General features: G+C 68.0%; 10 protein-coding genes. 2 read left to right on the top strand and 8 right to left on the bottom strand.

Annotated features, from left to right (window positions below; genetic code table 11):
• Positions 1-26: 26 nt before the first annotated feature.
• The 8 genes from ACTWQE_RS20155 to ACTWQE_RS20120 all read right to left on the bottom strand — a co-directional run bounded on the left by ACTWQE_RS20155 (position 27) and on the right by ACTWQE_RS20120 (position 13,480).
• Positions 27-2,054 (bottom strand): ATP-binding protein, encoded by a 2,028-nt coding sequence (locus tag ACTWQE_RS20155; RefSeq protein ID WP_443330381.1) that lies wholly within the window; start codon positions 2,052-2,054, stop codon positions 27-29.
• 147 nt (positions 2,055-2,201) lie between these two features.
• A complete protein-coding gene (locus tag ACTWQE_RS20150; protein ID WP_443330380.1) occupies positions 2,202-2,822 on the bottom strand; it encodes an HD domain-containing protein in 621 nt (206 codons plus the stop codon).
• A 335-nt stretch (positions 2,823-3,157) separates the two neighbouring features.
• Positions 3,158-3,472 (bottom strand): hypothetical protein, encoded by a 315-nt coding sequence (locus ACTWQE_RS20145; RefSeq protein ID WP_443330379.1) that lies wholly within the window; start codon positions 3,470-3,472, stop codon positions 3,158-3,160.
• 181 nt (positions 3,473-3,653) lie between these two features.
• Positions 3,654-3,845 (bottom strand): hypothetical protein, encoded by a 192-nt coding sequence (locus tag ACTWQE_RS20140; RefSeq protein ID WP_443330378.1) that lies wholly within the window; start codon positions 3,843-3,845, stop codon positions 3,654-3,656.
• 400 nt (positions 3,846-4,245) lie between these two features.
• The gene (locus ACTWQE_RS20135; RefSeq protein WP_443330377.1) at positions 4,246-5,829 is read right to left on the bottom strand and encodes an SUKH-4 family immunity protein; all 1,584 of its coding nucleotides are present in this window, start codon (positions 5,827-5,829) and stop codon (positions 4,246-4,248) included.
• A gap of 595 nt (positions 5,830-6,424) precedes the next feature.
• The gene (locus tag ACTWQE_RS20130) at positions 6,425-12,406 is read right to left on the bottom strand and encodes a toxin glutamine deamidase domain-containing protein (RefSeq protein ID WP_443330409.1); all 5,982 of its coding nucleotides are present in this window, start codon (positions 12,404-12,406) and stop codon (positions 6,425-6,427) included.
• Positions 12,407-12,466: 60 nt separating this feature from the next.
• Complete coding sequence (locus ACTWQE_RS20125; RefSeq protein WP_443330376.1) at positions 12,467-12,976, bottom strand: hypothetical protein; 510 nt, start codon at positions 12,974-12,976, stop codon at positions 12,467-12,469.
• 102 nt (positions 12,977-13,078) lie between these two features.
• Complete coding sequence (locus tag ACTWQE_RS20120) at positions 13,079-13,480, bottom strand: hypothetical protein (protein WP_443330375.1); 402 nt, start codon at positions 13,478-13,480, stop codon at positions 13,079-13,081.
• 212 nt (positions 13,481-13,692) lie between these two features.
• Between ACTWQE_RS20120 and ACTWQE_RS20115 the strand changes: the two genes are divergently transcribed.
• Both ACTWQE_RS20115 and ACTWQE_RS20110 read left to right on the top strand, forming a co-directional pair.
• Positions 13,693-14,022 (top strand): hypothetical protein, encoded by a 330-nt coding sequence (locus tag ACTWQE_RS20115; RefSeq protein WP_443330374.1) that lies wholly within the window; start codon positions 13,693-13,695, stop codon positions 14,020-14,022.
• The gene (locus ACTWQE_RS20110; RefSeq protein WP_443330373.1) at positions 14,019-14,978 is read left to right on the top strand and encodes a WXG100 family type VII secretion target; all 960 of its coding nucleotides are present in this window, start codon (positions 14,019-14,021) and stop codon (positions 14,976-14,978) included. Before ACTWQE_RS20115 ends, ACTWQE_RS20110 begins: the two co-directional genes overlap by 4 nt.
• Positions 14,979-15,703: the final 725 nt, after the last annotated feature.

The raw sequence follows: 15,703 nt of genomic DNA, 5'->3' as shown, positions 1-15,703 counted from the left end.
GCCGCGCGTAGGCCGGTACGGGCAGCTTACGAGGCTATCGCTGATCCGTGCGACAGGATGCGGAGAGCCTTGACCCCCCGCCCGGTGGCGACGAGCAGGATGCCGTCGGGGGAGATGTCGGCGGCGGTGAACGGGGTGTCGGAGATCAGCGCGGCGACGACCTTCTCATCCGCCCGGTCCCAGACCCGCAGGTAGTCGGCGCCGCGGCTGAGCGCGAGCGGGGCGGCGGCCCGCTCGTCCTCGGAGGGGCGGAGGATCTGCCCGGGGTCGGCGTGGGCGAGGTGCGTGGGCTGGAGGAGGCCGTGGACGAGTACGGCGGAGCCGCCGCTCTCGCCGACGGGGCGGGCGCCGGGCGTTCCCTCGGGGACGACGAGGACGGCGACGGGCAGCGCGGCCGGAGCATCGGTGTCCGTGTCCGCGCCTGCGTCCGGACCGGCATCCGTGCCCGTATCCGCCGGCGCGTCGCCGATCTCCGCAGGCGCTTGCCGGGCAGGTTCCGCGAATTCCGCGAGCAGGCTGCCCACGGTCACGGCCGTGACCCCCTGGACGGGCAGGCTCCACAGGGTCTGCCAGGGCAGATCCAGCCCCAAGCCATGCAGGGCCGCGGCGTGCTCGGGCATGCCGTCCTCGATGAACGCGGTCTCCAGCAGAGCGGCGCGCATCCCGACGGGCGCCTGGGTCCGGGTGAGGAGCGGGGCGGTGCGCAGATACGTACGGGCCGGTGCCGCCAGTGACTCCACCGGTACGGCCTCGACCGCCGCCCGCAGCGTCACCGGATCGGCGTGGGCGAACAGGCCCGGGTCCGAGAGGAGTTGGGGGAGCAGCCCGGCGCCGAGGGTGTGTCCGGCGGTGTGGTCGCGTACGTACGGGTCGGCCTTGCCCCAGTCCTGTTCGGGAACGGCCTCGAGCAGCGCCATGGCGATCTGCGTCTGCGCCGCGCGTACGTCCGGCAGGCCCGCGCGTATCTCCTCGGCAAGGCCGGGGTGCAGCAGGCGCAGCAGCGTACGGTCACCGTCCTCGTCGGGCGTGACGGGTTGGAGGAACGGCCCGGCCAGCAGCATTCCGTTCGCGATCGCCTCGCGCATGTCCTCCCCGGCGACGGCGCTCGCGAGACGGGCCCACAGCTCGACAGGCAGCCCGTCGCCCTCGGCGAGGGCGAGCGGGGCGAGCATCAACCGCAGCGTACGCGGGTCGGCGCCCAGGCGCCGGGCATGCAGGTCGACCGCTTCGCCGACGCTGCTCGGGAGCAGGGTCTCGTCCGCCGGATCGAAGCCGTCGGGGTGCATGAGGATGCCCCGGACGGCGAGTTGTACGGTCAGTCGGCTGCCGTCGGTGGTGGCAGCGCGGCGGGCTATCGCCTCCGCAAGGGAGCGGCGCGTGTCGGGATCGGTGGTGAACGGCAGCTCCGGAGCCCCGAACTGCGGGTCGAGCGCCGCACCGGCGTGCAGCACCAGGCCTTCCGGATCGGTCCACTCCGGCTCGTCGAGGTCGATGATCTGCGCCATGCCTTCCGGCAGCCCGTCGGCCAACTCGGCGGCGAGCGGGCGGGGGACGTCGGCCAGGAGCCGTACGGCCTCGGTGGCGGCGAGCGGCTTCAGGACCTCCCGTACGAGGAGGGCGGGCTCGTCCGCGGCACGTACGGGCCCGGCACGGTCGACGTCAGGAACGACGACCGTCACGGGGTCGGGGAGGGCGGCGAGTTCCACGTACACGTCCTCCGTACGGGAGGCCCGCAGCCCGAAGTGATCGGCGAGGACCCAGAGCATCTGGGCGGCAGTGAGACCTTCGGGGCTGGGCACGGCGGGAGCGGGCAGCTCGGGCGGAACGGTCGACGGATCGAGCTCATCCAGCGCCACCTGCTTGCGGAACCCCGGGTCACAGAGCATCAGAAAACCGGTCAGCAAACGGGACCGCCCGCTGCCGGAACTCCCGGTGAGCACGACGACGCGCGGCGCGCCGGGCGATCCCGTCCGCCACGCGGCGAGCGCGCGCAGGGCGGCGGCGCGGCCGCCGATATGCGGGTGCGGTGGGTAACCCTCGGTGGGTCCGGTCATGGTGTCCCCCGTCCTACGCCCTCGCGGACTTCAACCGTACGCGGTTGATCTTACGTTCGGTGGAGCTGTGGACAGTGGTCGGGGCGAGCGGGCACGCGGGGCGAGCCACGGCGCATGGCCGGGAGTGCCGGACCACGCTCGTCAACTTCATGGCACGGCTGGCCTGTCACCGGCCAGATGGCGGAAGCGCTCGCACCACGTTGCGTACCACTGGCGAAACCACGGATGGGACTGGGCGAGCGGCACGATGGAGCGCACGGTTTCCTGGTAGTACGAGCGGCGCTTCTCCGGTCGGGGATGTGAGTCGAGACGCTGCACGTTGCTCAGCCGATCCGCCAGCTTGACGATCAGCGCATCGGCCGGTGCGTCGTGCAGCCTCGCCAGATACGCCGACCACGCCTCAGCAGGGGACTGGCCGCCGGTGGGCGCGGGCTTGGTCACCCAGTCGACCAAGACCGCGACGCGGTCCCCGAAGCGCATTCTCACGTCATCGAGCGCACAGCCGGTGTCCTCAACGACGTCGTGCAGGACGGCCGCCCGCAGCACATCGATGTCGGTCGTCTCGACCGCCTCGATCAGTACGCACACGACCTCGAGCAAGTGCTCCACATACGGCTCACCCGCCGGCCGGACCTGGTCTCCGTGCCAACGCGCAGCAAAGTCGACCGCCTCGTCCAGCAAGACCAGCTCGCGCTCCGGAATGCGGCCGACGAACCGCTCACGCAGGACGGGCCAGCCGACCCTCGCCTCGAATGTCCGCAGTGCCACGCTGATGCCCCCTCTCTCCATCTCTCCACCTGTGTGTGGGCGTCGCTGTCCACGTCGCCCTGACACAGGACGCACCCTCATCACGCCGGCCGTACTCTCGCAGTCACCGACCTGGACGTACGAGCCACCGTTTGTCCCTACCGGGAGCAAGGCGCTGACCACCGCTCAGGATGTGCTGGTCCCGCGCAGGCCAACAGATACGGTCGAACGACTTTTTCAACCAGGCGCGGTCCCGGGCGTCCTGATGTGCGCACCGAGGCCCCAGTGTCCTCACCTGGCGACGCGGTACGGGCGCGGCCAGCGGCGGTTTTGGCTTGATTCCCTTGACCTTGTCCTTATGCGCTGGGGCCATAGTGCTTGCGGTACAGATCGATCGCCGTCTCCAGCGGGAAGTTGGGGACGTACCCGAGTTTGCCCGTCGCCTTGGAGACCATGACATTGCTTCCACCAAGTGCCGCGGGCACGGTGGGGTTCGGGTTCGGAGGGAAGACGGCGTACACGAGGTAGCCCAGGTCGAACTCCTGTACCCGCAATGGTGCGAGGCTGCCGTCGGTCAGCCTGGGCTCGAACTCGAGGCGGGCCATCTCGAGGGCTTCCTCGGCGCTTGTGGGCACTCCGCGCTCGGACTCAGGCTGGTTGGGCTGCGTCATGCATTCTCCTGGAGAACCTCGTCACATTCAGGGATGGCGGAGCCAGGCGCGATCCGTGCGGTGCGCAGGATTACGAGATCCTGGAGGCAGGGAATTCTCAACGTCCCCCGCCGTCGGCTCGCGAGGGCACGTTGTGTTCAGCACGGCCACCCGAGCCAATCCACTCATGTCTTACCGGATGTCACGTGCTGGGACGGTAAAATCTGCGGTAGGTCTCGATGGCAGTCTCCGGCGGATAGTTGGGCACGTAAGAAATATCGCCGTTGACCTTGGAAATGACGATGTTGCTGCCGCCGGGTTCCGGGGGAGCGCCGTTCGGGGCGGTGGACGGAGGGAACGCATAGACCAAGTAACCGATGTCGAATTCATGCACGTGCAGAGCAACCGGTGTCCCATCCGGCCAGGCAGCTGGGAACTGGGTGCTACCGATTTCGCGCGCGTCCTCGACGCTCGTAGGCACTCGCTGGTCATCCCTCGGGGGTTCCGATTGCACGCTGTCCTCTCCTGTGGCTCGTCATGGCAGTCTCTGTACCGCAGTGGTTGGTGGTCTTCGTGCGTACGCCGCAGAAGTTTGGTGATGTGGCGCGGTTATGCCCGCGAGAATTAAAGGGGCAGGCTTCGGCGCATGAGATTGATTTGTGACGCGCTGATTGTTTCGTGTTGCCAACCCAGGATATCCAAAACTCATTTGACGCCGGAAGCACGCTCATCCGTGCCCCGGACACTGCACTATTCAATCCAGTCCATTCCTCCTCTACCTCCATGGGCTCTTGTCAATAAGATCCGAGATTGTCCAGGTCGCCGTCGAACACCTGGTCCCAGTGATCGCCGTCTGCTGTGCCGACGTCGATCTCCTCTGCCCATTCGCGCAGACTCCACCGGGCATCCGATGCTTCTGCTTTGGTGACGAACCAACTCATCCGGTACTCGTGATAAAGCCGCAGCACGGTGAAGAACTGAGCAAGACTGCTGGCCAACAGGACCGTGGAGTAACCGCTTTCCGTGTCCTGCAGCACCGAACCACTGGAGCCGTCGAGCACGACGGCACCACCGGTCCAGGTTCCGAGCCGGTAGAACGGGCCTTCCGCCCCAGGCTCCGGGGCGTGTTCCGGCCATTCAAATTCTGCCAGACCTTGTTCATCCAGGTCCACCGAGGTGAAGAATGGTATCTGGTCAGGCAAGAAGGGCATGCCAACTGTGCTCAGGAAACTCCGGGCCGCTTCATCACGTAGTCCGTCAGGCAATGCGGTGTCCCGAATAGTTCTGCAACTGCCATTCCCGAATTGCTTTTCCAGCCATGCCTGTGAGGGTGCGTCTTGGGCGAGTGCTTCCTCGGGGCAGAGCCATGGCGCGGCGGCCGTCATGGCACCGAGGAATGGGCCATCGGCCCACGTGCCGGACTCCCATGCCGACTGCGGCACTTCTACGGCAAACAGCCCGCCTTCTCCGCCGATCAGCCAACGTCCAGGCCCGGCGGCTTTGATCGGCCAGTCGATGTTTGGTGTCCGTGGCGCCGGCAGCGCTGTGTCCTCGTCGAACTCCAGTGGCGTGGCTGTGTCCTGGTCGTGGGGGATCCGTACAGTCGACACGGTGCCCACTTCGGTACCGTCATCGAGCCTGAAGGCACGCTCCACATACAACTCATCCAGCGGCCCACCCATGTTGTCGTGTTGTACGACCCTCCGCATCACGGCGACTGGTTCAGGCCCCCTGCGCTGCACACGCACTTGGTCGACGCGCCCGAGCTCGCCCTCGATCGAGCCGAAGACACCATACGGCCGCCAACGTGACCAGACGGTTCGCCAGGGCATCCGGGACCCAGCGCGCACAAGTCCGTCCGCGACCTCCTGCAAACCCCGGTTCAGGGCCGCCCAGTGCAACCAGGAAATCCACTCCCCGTGCGAGACCGGATCGACCCGCTGCTCTTCCAGGTAGTGCATGTCCCCAGCAAGTCCGTCTTGTGGTACTCCATCAGGCCAGGCCGCCTCTATTCCCTGCAGCAGCGCGTAGCGTCCCACTCCTGCCAGCGACTCACCGTCGGCCAGGAGTTCCTCAAGTGTGCCGCCAAGTGCAGCGTGCAACGGAACGGCCTGGAAGCCATAGCTAGCCGAGAGGGGAAGGGTGGCTCCCGAAGAGAAATGACGGGCGATATGCTTCTGTTTCTCGGCTGAGACGCCGTAGGTCTTGCGGATGAGTGACCGCATGGCATCCGAGGTGATGCCTACGCTCTCCGCGCCGTCAGCATCAATGGCCACGGTCAGCAGGCCCGGGTATTGGTTGACGAGCGTACGAAGTTCCACTTCTCCAGCGGAATGCGACAGTGCCTCACACAACATTTCCCATACGGGAAAGGACACCCGAGCTGTCTCTGCCGTGGCAAGGCACTGAAGGGCGGGATTTCGCTGAACCGCACCGAGGATCGCTTCCGTCCCGTGGAGGGCACGGTCTGGACCATCTCGATGCATCAGCACTTCTGGCCGACGCCGGAGCTGGGGAATGTGTGAGCGTTCGGCATCACCCTCCACCACTATCCGCAAGCACCGCCGATCGTCGCGTCCGAAGCGGTCAGCAACGGCCCGGAGTATGCGCCGAGGCTCGGTTGAAGTGATCGTCGGTCCTGCCCACTGGGCATTGGCCAGCACAACGACCGCATCGCGACTCACTAGCCCTTGCGCGTCCCAGAGGCTTCGCCGCCGCTTGTGTGCATCCTCCGGCGCTACCCCCAGGCTCAATAGCACACGTACAGCCACCTCTTCTGCTGTGAGCCCTCGGCAGTCGATGAACACGGCGTCAGGCATTCGTCGACGCAGGTCGTCCAGCACTGGGCCAGCGCCTGTGTCGGCCTGCCCACGCAGTACGAGTACGCCACCTTTGCGGCGTGGCTCGGTCAGCCAGGCTTCCAGCTGTTCCGCGGCCGTTGCAGGCGACCCCACAGTTGCTCTCCGATCGACGTCATGGGCTGACGGAAGGCGGAACGACACCAGCGTCTCGCGCTCGCGCTGCCGCCGTCCAAACTCGCAACAGTTCACCACGGTACTGGTCCATGTCGCGATCGAACTCTTCCTTGACACCGGAACGGACCGGCGTCCCGGCCTTCCTGGCGTCGGCCTCGGCCTTCTCGGCTTCTTTGACCTCTTCTCGTGCTTCCCGCAGCCTGGCGCGGTCCTCTTGAAGGCTTTCGCTTCCCTCTTGCTTGGATTTCTCTACAGCTTCTTTGGCTTCGTTGAGCCTCTGCTTGGCTGCAGTCAACTCTTCTCGCGGATCAACCTCATCATCTGTCGGCCCCTTTCGGTAACCGATTCCGTAATCGATGATCAAAGGGTTCTTTGGTTGGCCTTCTGGTACCTCTACGCCCCTCTTTTCCCGGGCTCGCATATTGCGTGCACGCTCCTGAGACTCATCTCGGTTCATGTCATGCGTCAGATAGTCGGAGCAGTTGGCGCCACCTGTACCGGTCTTCTCGCCGCAGGGTTCGAACTCTGTATACATCCGCACAGGCTTGAAGCGGTCTCCATACTCCCTCTCGACTTGTCTCACCCATTCGCCGAGATGGGGTTCAGAATGATCGTGATGATGTTCCCGGCTGCCCGGAATGGAGGAATCGATGACATAGTGTATGTCCACCACATTTCCGTTGTCGTCGTACTCCTCCATCATCAGTACGGCATAGTTCTTGCCGGACATGTCTGGCTGTAGTGCACCCTGTCCATGTCGGCTCCGCAGGTCAAGGAACTCCTTGTCCATCTTGTCTATGTCATTCGGGGAAGCATTTTCGCCGCCTGCTTCTTGCCTCACCGCGTAGGTGCGGGCTTCAGCAGACGGTCCACCGCTGCCCACGACGTGGGTCTGATGAAGCGCGTATCCCGGTGTTGGTGAGGTGCCCTCTGGTGCCGCCTTTTTGACCCGGCCCGGATCCATAGCGACAGGACTTACTCCGACCGCGTGCGCCCCGTGGTATTCCGAACTCAATCGACCAAGTCCGCCGATCACGGCAAGCTGTGTTCCTTGGTCGAGCTGATCGAACCCGGGGAGAAGTTTGCGTAGCCTGTTGTAGGTGATCTTTCCGTTGGCTTGTGCTTCCTCCGCGACGCGATACAGAGAGCCGTCATCAGCCCATCCCCGAAGCGGCCTCAGGGCGCCCTCAAGCGCCACTTGGCGCACATCGTGAGACACACGAAGTCGCTCCTGAGATTCTTCGGGAAGCAACCCGTAATGCCGTTGATTGGCATCTTGCGTTTCGCCGAAGTTGGCAGTCCCCCGTGTCCGTTCTTGGTCGAACGTTGAGTCGTTTCCCTTACCGGCTCCCGAAGGATCCGCTGACGGGCGGCGATTATCGGTATTGCCGACGGGGGTGGTGGGGGCTTCACGGCGTGGGGTGGGGGTTCGGTCGGGGCGGTTGGGGGTGGTGGTGCGGTTCGGCTGGGATTCGGTGGTGGGACGGCTGTCGGGTATGGGGCGGCGGTTGGCGTCGAGGGGGATGGCGAAGACGCCGTTGGGGGCGTTGTGGAGGGGGGTGTTGCTGCGAGCGCCGGTTTGGGGGTCTACGTAGGTGATCTGGCCGTTGTGGTTGGCGGCGTTCCAGGCGTGGGCGCGGCCGTTGGCGTCCTGGGTGATGATGACGGCTTGTGAGCCGTGGCCCGCGTTGAGGAGGGTGGTTTCGAGGTTGTTGAAGGCTTCGGGGCCGTCGCCGTGGTCGGTGAAGCGGGCGCCGAGAGTGTTTTCTATGCGGTCGCGGCCGCCTGCTTCGCCGCGGTCGGAGGGGGTGCCGTCCGGGTTGAGATCCGGGGTGCGGGGTGCGGCGACGGTGGGATGGCCGGAGTAGGAGTCGGCGAAGGAGAGGGCGGCGTCGGCGCAGTTGTTGGTGCGGCCTGGCTCGTTGGGATCCTGGCCGCGGCTGTCGTCGACCCAGGTGCCCTCGTTGGGGTCCGGGTGGCGTTGTGGGGTGCCGTCCGCGTTGCGCGGGAAGTTGTCCTCCATGGCCTGGACGTCGCGCGGGCTGGGGCGCCCGACCCCGCCGGGGTCCACGTCGTAGGGGCGGGTCTCCGAAGACGGGAGCGTGGGCCGATTCTGGTCCGAGTCCGAGTCCGAGTCCGAGTCCGAGTCCGGGGTCGGGGTCGGGGTCGGGGCGTCCGAGCTTGGGTCGGTGTCCGAGTCGGCGTCCTCAGCCTCAGGGCTGGTGGAGTCGGCCGGGTTTTCAGCCGTGGGGTCGCTGCTGTTCGGGTCGCTGCTGTTCGTGTCGCCGGTGGTAGGCGGCTCCGTTGGCGTCGGCGGCTCGTCGGGTGCCGGGGGTGCCTGCTGCCGGGTGTCGCGATCAGCCGATGTGGCCTGCTGCTGGTTGGGGTCCGCGGGGTGCCCCTGCTGGGGCACTTGTTGGCGTTCGCTGCCGTCGGTGGCGGCGTCTGGCGTGTGGCTGGAGCCCGAAGCGTCGGGCGCGGACGGACCGGCCGGGTTCTGCGGTGGGGGTGAGTACGGGTTTTGCGGTTGTCCCTGGTGTTGCTGGGGGTTGGGCTGTTGAGCGTACGGGTGGGGTTGTGTGTAGGGGTTCTGCTGTTGAGGCTGGTTGTACGGAGTTGCCTGCGGATTCTGTTGGGCGTACGGGTTGGGCTGGGCATAGGGGTTCTGCTGCTGAGGGTGGGGCTGGCCGTACGGGGTTTGCTGCTGGGCGTACGGGCTTTGTGGCTGGGAGTGGGGCTGCTGCCCGTATGGCGCTTGCTGCTGGGGGTAAGGATTCTGCGGCTGCGGGTGGGGCTGCTGGACCTGCGGGGTTTGCTGCTGAGGATGGTTCGGCTGGTTATGGGGCTGGTTCTGACTGCTGGAGTGCTGCGTGTTCGTCGGGGGTGCGGTCGGAGGAACCACGGGATTGCGGTTGGCATCCAGGGTGAGATGCCAGACACCCAGGGCCTGGGGGTGGATGGGCTGGTGGCTGACTTGGCCGCTCTGGCTGTCGACCCACACCACCCGGCCGTTGTGGTTGACGGCATTGAAGGCGTGACCGCTGCGGGCCTTGGGGTCACCATTCGTGGGCTTCGGCCACTCGACGACGATGATCGCTGCGGCCCCGTGCCCTGCTGCGAGGAGCTCCGCGGCGATTCGGTTGTAGCCCTCGTCCCGGGTGGGGGAGTGTCGATACGTGGTACCGGCCCAGGCTTGGATGTTTTCGTTCGAATGGCGCTCGGGTGACGTGCGGTCGAGGTTGCCGTTGGCGTCGCTGTCCCATGTGCGCGGTGCGGACACCTGCGGGTTCCCGTACCAGGTCTCGAGGAAGGACCTGCTGCAGTCCGCGCAGTTGTTGGACCGGCCCGGGATCAGGGGGCCGCTGTCGTTCTGCAGCCCGCTCCATTGCTGGAACGGGTCCGGGTGTCGTTGGGGGCTCCCGTCGGGATTGCGCGGGACGGCTTCTTCCAGCAGCCGCTGGTCAATGGCGTAGGGAGGACGCAGTCCGCCGACGCCGCCCTGGATGCCTGTGCGGATGTCGTGAAGGTTGGCTCCGGCGCCGGCTTCGGGCGGGGTCGGCGTTGTGTTCGGGGTGGTGCCGTCGCCGTGCGTCTGGGAGGGGTCGGTTGGGTTCTGCGCCTGCTGGTTCTGGTTGCCGGGCCGGTTGGCGCGGGGTTGCTCCGAGCGGCTCGGGGCCGCAGCGGGACGGTCGTCGCGGCGGGGGCCGTCGAGGCGGGGGTCGTGGGGAGGCGTGGTGTCTTGCCGACGGGGGCCGTCCAGGCGCGGGTCGTGGGGCGGTGGCGTGGCCTGTCGGCGAGGCCCGTCCAGGCGGGGGTTGTACGGGCGGGACGTTTCTTCCCGGCGGCTGCTGTCGGCGATGCGCGGGGATCCGTCGCGGGGCGGGGTCTGGCGCGGGGGAGCGGCGTTGCGTTGGGGCGTGGTGGCGGGGCCCGGCGCCGGCGTTTGTTGGGGGGCCGGCGTCGGGCAGGGTATGGGCCCCGGGTTGTTCTGTGGGGTGTTCGCGTGGGGGGTGGATGGCGTGGGGTCGGTTTGGGGAGCGGTGGTGGGGCTGGGGGCCGTGGGCGTAGCTGTGGCCTGGAGGTCTATGCCCTCGTCGTCAGGGTTGGGCGTGTGCGGTGTCTGTGGCTGCTGGTGCGGGGTGGAGGGGGCCCTGTCCGGACCGCCGGTGTGGGGCATCGAGGCGTGCGGGACGCTCGGGCGCCCGGTGCTCTGATTGCCGTTGTTGTCGTTCTGGGGTTGCCCGTTGTCGGACGACGGGGTGGCGGACGGGGTGGTGTTCGCCGGGTTTCCGTTGTCGGGCGTCGGGCTTGCGTTGTTCGGTGTGTTCGAGTCGCTGTTGGACGGCGGGGGGGTGGACTGCTGAGCCGCGTCCGGGGACTGAGTGGGGGACGGGGCGCCGGGGTTCGGGCGCGAGCTGTCCGGGGCCGGAGTGCTGTCCGGGGCGGTACGGGCGTCCGGCGCCGAAGGCCTGTCGGTGGACGCCGGCGAGGACTCGGGACGGCCGTCGTCCCCCGGGGCCGGCGGGTTGTTGTCCGGGATGTTCTCACCCGGGCGGGGGCCGTCACTGGCGTACGACGGCTCGTTGTTGTCGGGGATGTTTTCGCCCCGTGGAGTGTCTCCGGTGTCCGCCCTGGCGGGTTCGTTGTCCGGGATGTTCTCGCCCGGGGTGTTCTGCGATGGCCCGCCGTCGGAGGCAGGTGATGAGTCGGGGGTGGCGGTGTCGTTCTGCGTGCTGGGTGACGGCGTGGCGCCGTTGCCCGACGTGGGCGTGGTGTCGGCCCCGTAGGGGTTCTCGTTGCCCGTGGGGCGGTAGGGCTGGTCGAAGGCGTCGAGTGAGCGGGGTGCCGAGGAGGTGTCGGAGTTCTGCGGCGAGGACGAGCTCGGGGAGGAGGAGTCCGCGCCGCCGGAAGGGCTGGAACCGGGGCCCGGGTCCGGGGCCGTCCTCCCGCCCGAGGAGTTGTCGCCGGAGCCGGACGTGCTCGTGCTCCCCGGCGAGGAGGAGGACGAGGGCGAAGAGTTGGAGCCGTTGCTGCCGCTGCCTGAGCTGCTACTGGAGCTGCCACCGCTGTCCGTAGAGCCGGAGGAGCCGGAGGAGCTGGACGAGCCGGAGGAGGAGCCCGACGACGAGTTCGACGAGGAGCTGTCGCTACCTGCATTCGATGAGTTGCTGTTGCTCGACGAGTCCGACCCGCTGTCGCTGCCTATGTCGCCGCCGCTGTCTCCGCCGTCGTCGCCGGAGTGGCGGCCGGCTGCGCTGTCGAGGCCGTGGCGGGCGCGGTGCCCGGCCTTGTGGCCGGCGCCGTCGCGGAGGGCTTCGCCGAAGGTCTGGCCGGTCTGCTTGAAGGCGTCGACGCCCGCGTCTTTACCCGTCTTGGCGGTGCGGCCCAGGTCGTAGCCGCTCTGGGCGCCGAAGTTCTGGTTGACGGTCTGGGAGATGACGTCGGAGATCATGGCCTGGAGGGCCGAGACGAACGGTTCCTTGGCCGCCTCCAAAGCCGCCTGGAGGATTTGCTGGGCGACCTCTTTGAGGATTTGGCGGACGATGACGCGGGTGGCCGCGGTGGCGCCCAGGGCGCCGACTTCCGAGAGGCCTAGCGTGAACGGAGCTGCTGCTTGTGCGGCGATGATTTCGGCGGCCAGGATGGCGAGTTGGACGATGACCGCGATCTTCATGCCGATGACCAGGGTGGCGCACGTCTCCAGGGTGGAGGCGATGGTCTCGGCTGCGGCGCGGGCGTCGTCCAGGTAGCCGGAGCTGCCGGAGAACTTCTCCCAGGTGGTGCTGAAGCCCTCGATGGAGTCGCCGTAGTTGTCCGAGAGGACGTTGCCCGCCGCTGTGACGCCCCGTACCTGGAGCTGCTCGACATCGGCCGCGAACTGCCGCCACACCTGGGCGGATGCGATCAGCTTGTCCTCATCCGCGGTCGGCCACTGGAAGCCGAGCATCTCCAGGACCCACTCGAGCGAGTCCGGCAACATCACAGACACGGCTGTTTTCCCCCGTAGTTAATGCGCGTACGACCTTCAGCCCGGCCAGGGTCAGGTGTGGCGCGGCGGTGTCAGGCTCGTCATGGCCTTGTGCTCGCCGCGAGTGTTCTGGATGTGCTGCTTCATCAGCGAATCGTTGAAGTCCTCGTTGGCCTCGTGGTTCTTGGCCATGCCCTCCAGGGCCTTGCCGATCTCCTTGAGCTTGGCCGCGAGGTGGCCCATCGACTCGTACATGCCGTCGCGCAGACCCTCGTAGACGACACCGAACTTCTCGCCGATGTCGTCATCCCCCCAGGGCGGGGCGCCGGCCTTGCTGTTCAGCGTCGTCAGGCCGCTCCAGAACTGCTCGGCGGTCGAAGGCGGGGGAGGCTCGGCGGGAGTGGAGCCGCCGGACAAGGTCTTCTGGGTGCCGGGCGGGCCTCCGCCCAGCGCGTGGAGACCGTCCATCAGCCTGGTCACCGCATCGTCGAAGTCCTGGCCGATCTTCCCGAAGTTCCCACCCTCAGTCTTGAGGGTGTGGAAGTTGCTCTGCAGCCCATCCAGTGCCACAACATCCCCCATATCCCCGATGGTTACCCACAGCTATGCTGCAGCTAGAGCTTATCCCCAGGGGCTGACAGTGCCTCGATCTTGTGGCACCACGGCCCCTCTGGTACCCGACTTCTACGGCCGGTGGCCGCGCGCCCCACGCCGCTTGCCACCCACCACGATCTGCGACGGACCGTCCCGCTCCGCCCGCTCGCGCTCTTCTTCCTCGCGCTGCGCCTGCTGCCAGCGCTCTACCTGAGCGCGCTGAGCTTCGCGCTCCTCGGGCGTCTGAGCTTCCGCCGCCCGCCGAATCTGCGTCAGACGGTCGCCCAGCGCGTCCATGTAGCGCTCTGTCTGAATGGCGTCCCGCATGCCGATCCGTCCGGAGAGCACCTTCTGTGCCATCTCCTGGAGTTCGCCGCCCACGGAAGGGTTGTCGGCCAGTGTCCGCAGCGCCTTGCGGAGCCGGTGAGCCTGCTCCTGATCGTGGGCCACGTCCATCAGGTCCTCGTCGCCGATCTGGCGCTCGCGGCTCATCGTCTCCCCCTTCGAACACGGCCCGCATGTATTGCTACAGCAGTTCCCAGAGTGTAACGAGAGCATCGAACGGACCGTCAATCCAACGCCTGTCACAGGTGGGTGACAGGGCTTGCGGAGGCCTGTCCGGACGACGCGCCGGGCAGATGAAATGAGTGTGCTAGACCTGGTGTGGCCGCGTCGCAGTGCGCCTTTTACCACGGGGAGAAGAGATGTCCGATGAAGTCCACATCAATACCGACGAGCTGAGGAAACTCGGTACAGAGTTCGCGACGCAGGCGTACGACCTGGGGCGTCACCTGTCCGCCTTCAGGGGACGGACCGACGCGGAGGCGCTGGGCGACGGGTTCGGAGCGGGCGCGTCGTCGTCCTCGCATTCCGAACTGTCCGAGCTCTCCGAGCTGTCCGAGTTGGTGGGGACGTTGATCGGCCGGTTGCAGGAGCGCCTCGACGAGATCGGGAGCGGAATGAAGACCGGTGCCATGAACACCGAAGCCGCGGAGCAGGAAATCAGCGAGCTGATGCGGGGTGTTGCCCGGTGACGCGTGAAGGCAATTCCCAGGCCCTGCGGGACGCGTCGGCCGGCTGGCGGGAGATGGGCCGGCACCTCGAGGACATCGTCGGCGCTCTCGACCACGGAGTGGGCACCGCTCGGGCCACCCACTGGCGGGGGCCTGCGGCCGATGCCTTCGGAGAGGACTGGAGGCGGCTGAAGAAGACCGTCGACGAGGCTCTGCCCGTTTTCCAGTTGGCCGCGGCGAATCTCGACGATGCGGCCGAACGCATGGAGGTGAACAGCGCCACGGGAGAGAGTCACCGGTCGGACGGCTCGGACAGCTCCGGGAGCGTGGCCCCCGACTCCTACCAGGCCTCCGCGCCGGCCGCCTACCAGGCCGGATTCGCCCTGGTCGCCCTCAGCCAGCTCGGCGCCGCGCTGGGCGCGACCTTCGGCGGCGGGCAGGGCGGGCACGCCGGGGGCTCGCGCGGGCGCGGGGGACGCGGGGCCACGCTCCCACCCAGCGCCCCGGACGGTACGTCCACGGCTCGGCGCCCGGCCGATCCCTTCGGTCCCCCGGAGGTGTCCGCCCCGCCGAAGGAGAGGCCGCGAGGCGGTCTTGGTATAGCGCGCGGGGTACGGACCGGTGCCCGGAGGCCGGACGCTGCTGCGTCCGATGGCCCGGCCAGGGAGCGGGCGAAGCCGGACCAGGCGGAGGCCGCGCAGAAGCCCGGGTCCGCCACGGCACCCCGGTCCGCGCCCTCGCCCGGGTCGGGGACGGGGACGCGGCCGGGGGCGGCGCCCGCGCCTGGGCAAGTGCCCGCGCCCGGGGCGGAGCCGGGGTCCGGGGCGCAGCCGGGGTCCGGGGGCAGGGTGACGGCGGGCGACGGCGGCGGCCGGATTCGCGAGCCGCAGGCGCAGTGGGAGCCGCATCAGCAGCCGGAGCCGGAGCCGGAGCCGAAGGCCGGGCCTGACGCCACCCGGCACGGCGCTTTCGGCTAATGCTGTGACCGGGACGGTTCACCGGCTCGCGACGCCCGGCACGGCACTCCCCCGGCTACCGCTGGGTGGGGGTGCCCCCGGCCGAAGGCTGGGGGAGTGCCCCCACGCTGCGTTGTCGGAGTCGCCCGGGTACTCCCCTGGCCTTCGGCATGGGGGACCCCAGTACGAGGGCGATCTCCCCCGGACTCCGTCCGGGGGCACCCCCACCGCCGTGCGATGTACCGCACCGGACGCCGCGAGCTTCCCGGCAACCGTCCCGGACACAGCACTGGCGGCGCGGTGGTCCGAGCATCAGCCCGGCCACCCGCCACGCCCCGTACACGCAGTCACCCGCCACCGCGTATACGCAGTCACCGCCACGCCCCGTACACGCGGCCACCTCGCGTCCCCGTAGAACGCAGCCATACGCCACGCCGTAGACGCGGCCATACCCCGTAGCGGCGTATGGCGCCGTCTGCAGCGTGGCCCTACGCGCTACGGGGAGGACGCAACCAGCCCGCGAAGGAAAGCCGCCCCCGCCCCCACCCCACTCCACACAACGCTCAGCCACAGAACAAAAGCGGCGGCGGTGCCCCCTCCCGGGAGCACCGCCGCCGTACGCTCACGCGTCGCTCACGCGTCGCTCACGCGTCGCTCACGCGTCGCTCACGCGTCGCTCACGCGTCGCTCACGCGTCGCTCACGCGTCGCTCACGCGTCGCTCACGCGTCGCTCACGCGTCGCTCA

It is taken from the genome of Streptomyces sp. 8N706 (assembly GCF_052245415.1).
In the GTDB taxonomy this organism is placed as follows: domain Bacteria; phylum Actinomycetota; class Actinomycetes; order Streptomycetales; family Streptomycetaceae; genus Streptomyces.
Note: the sequence above shows the minus strand (reverse complement) of the source record. Positions and strands in the feature narration are given on the sequence as shown.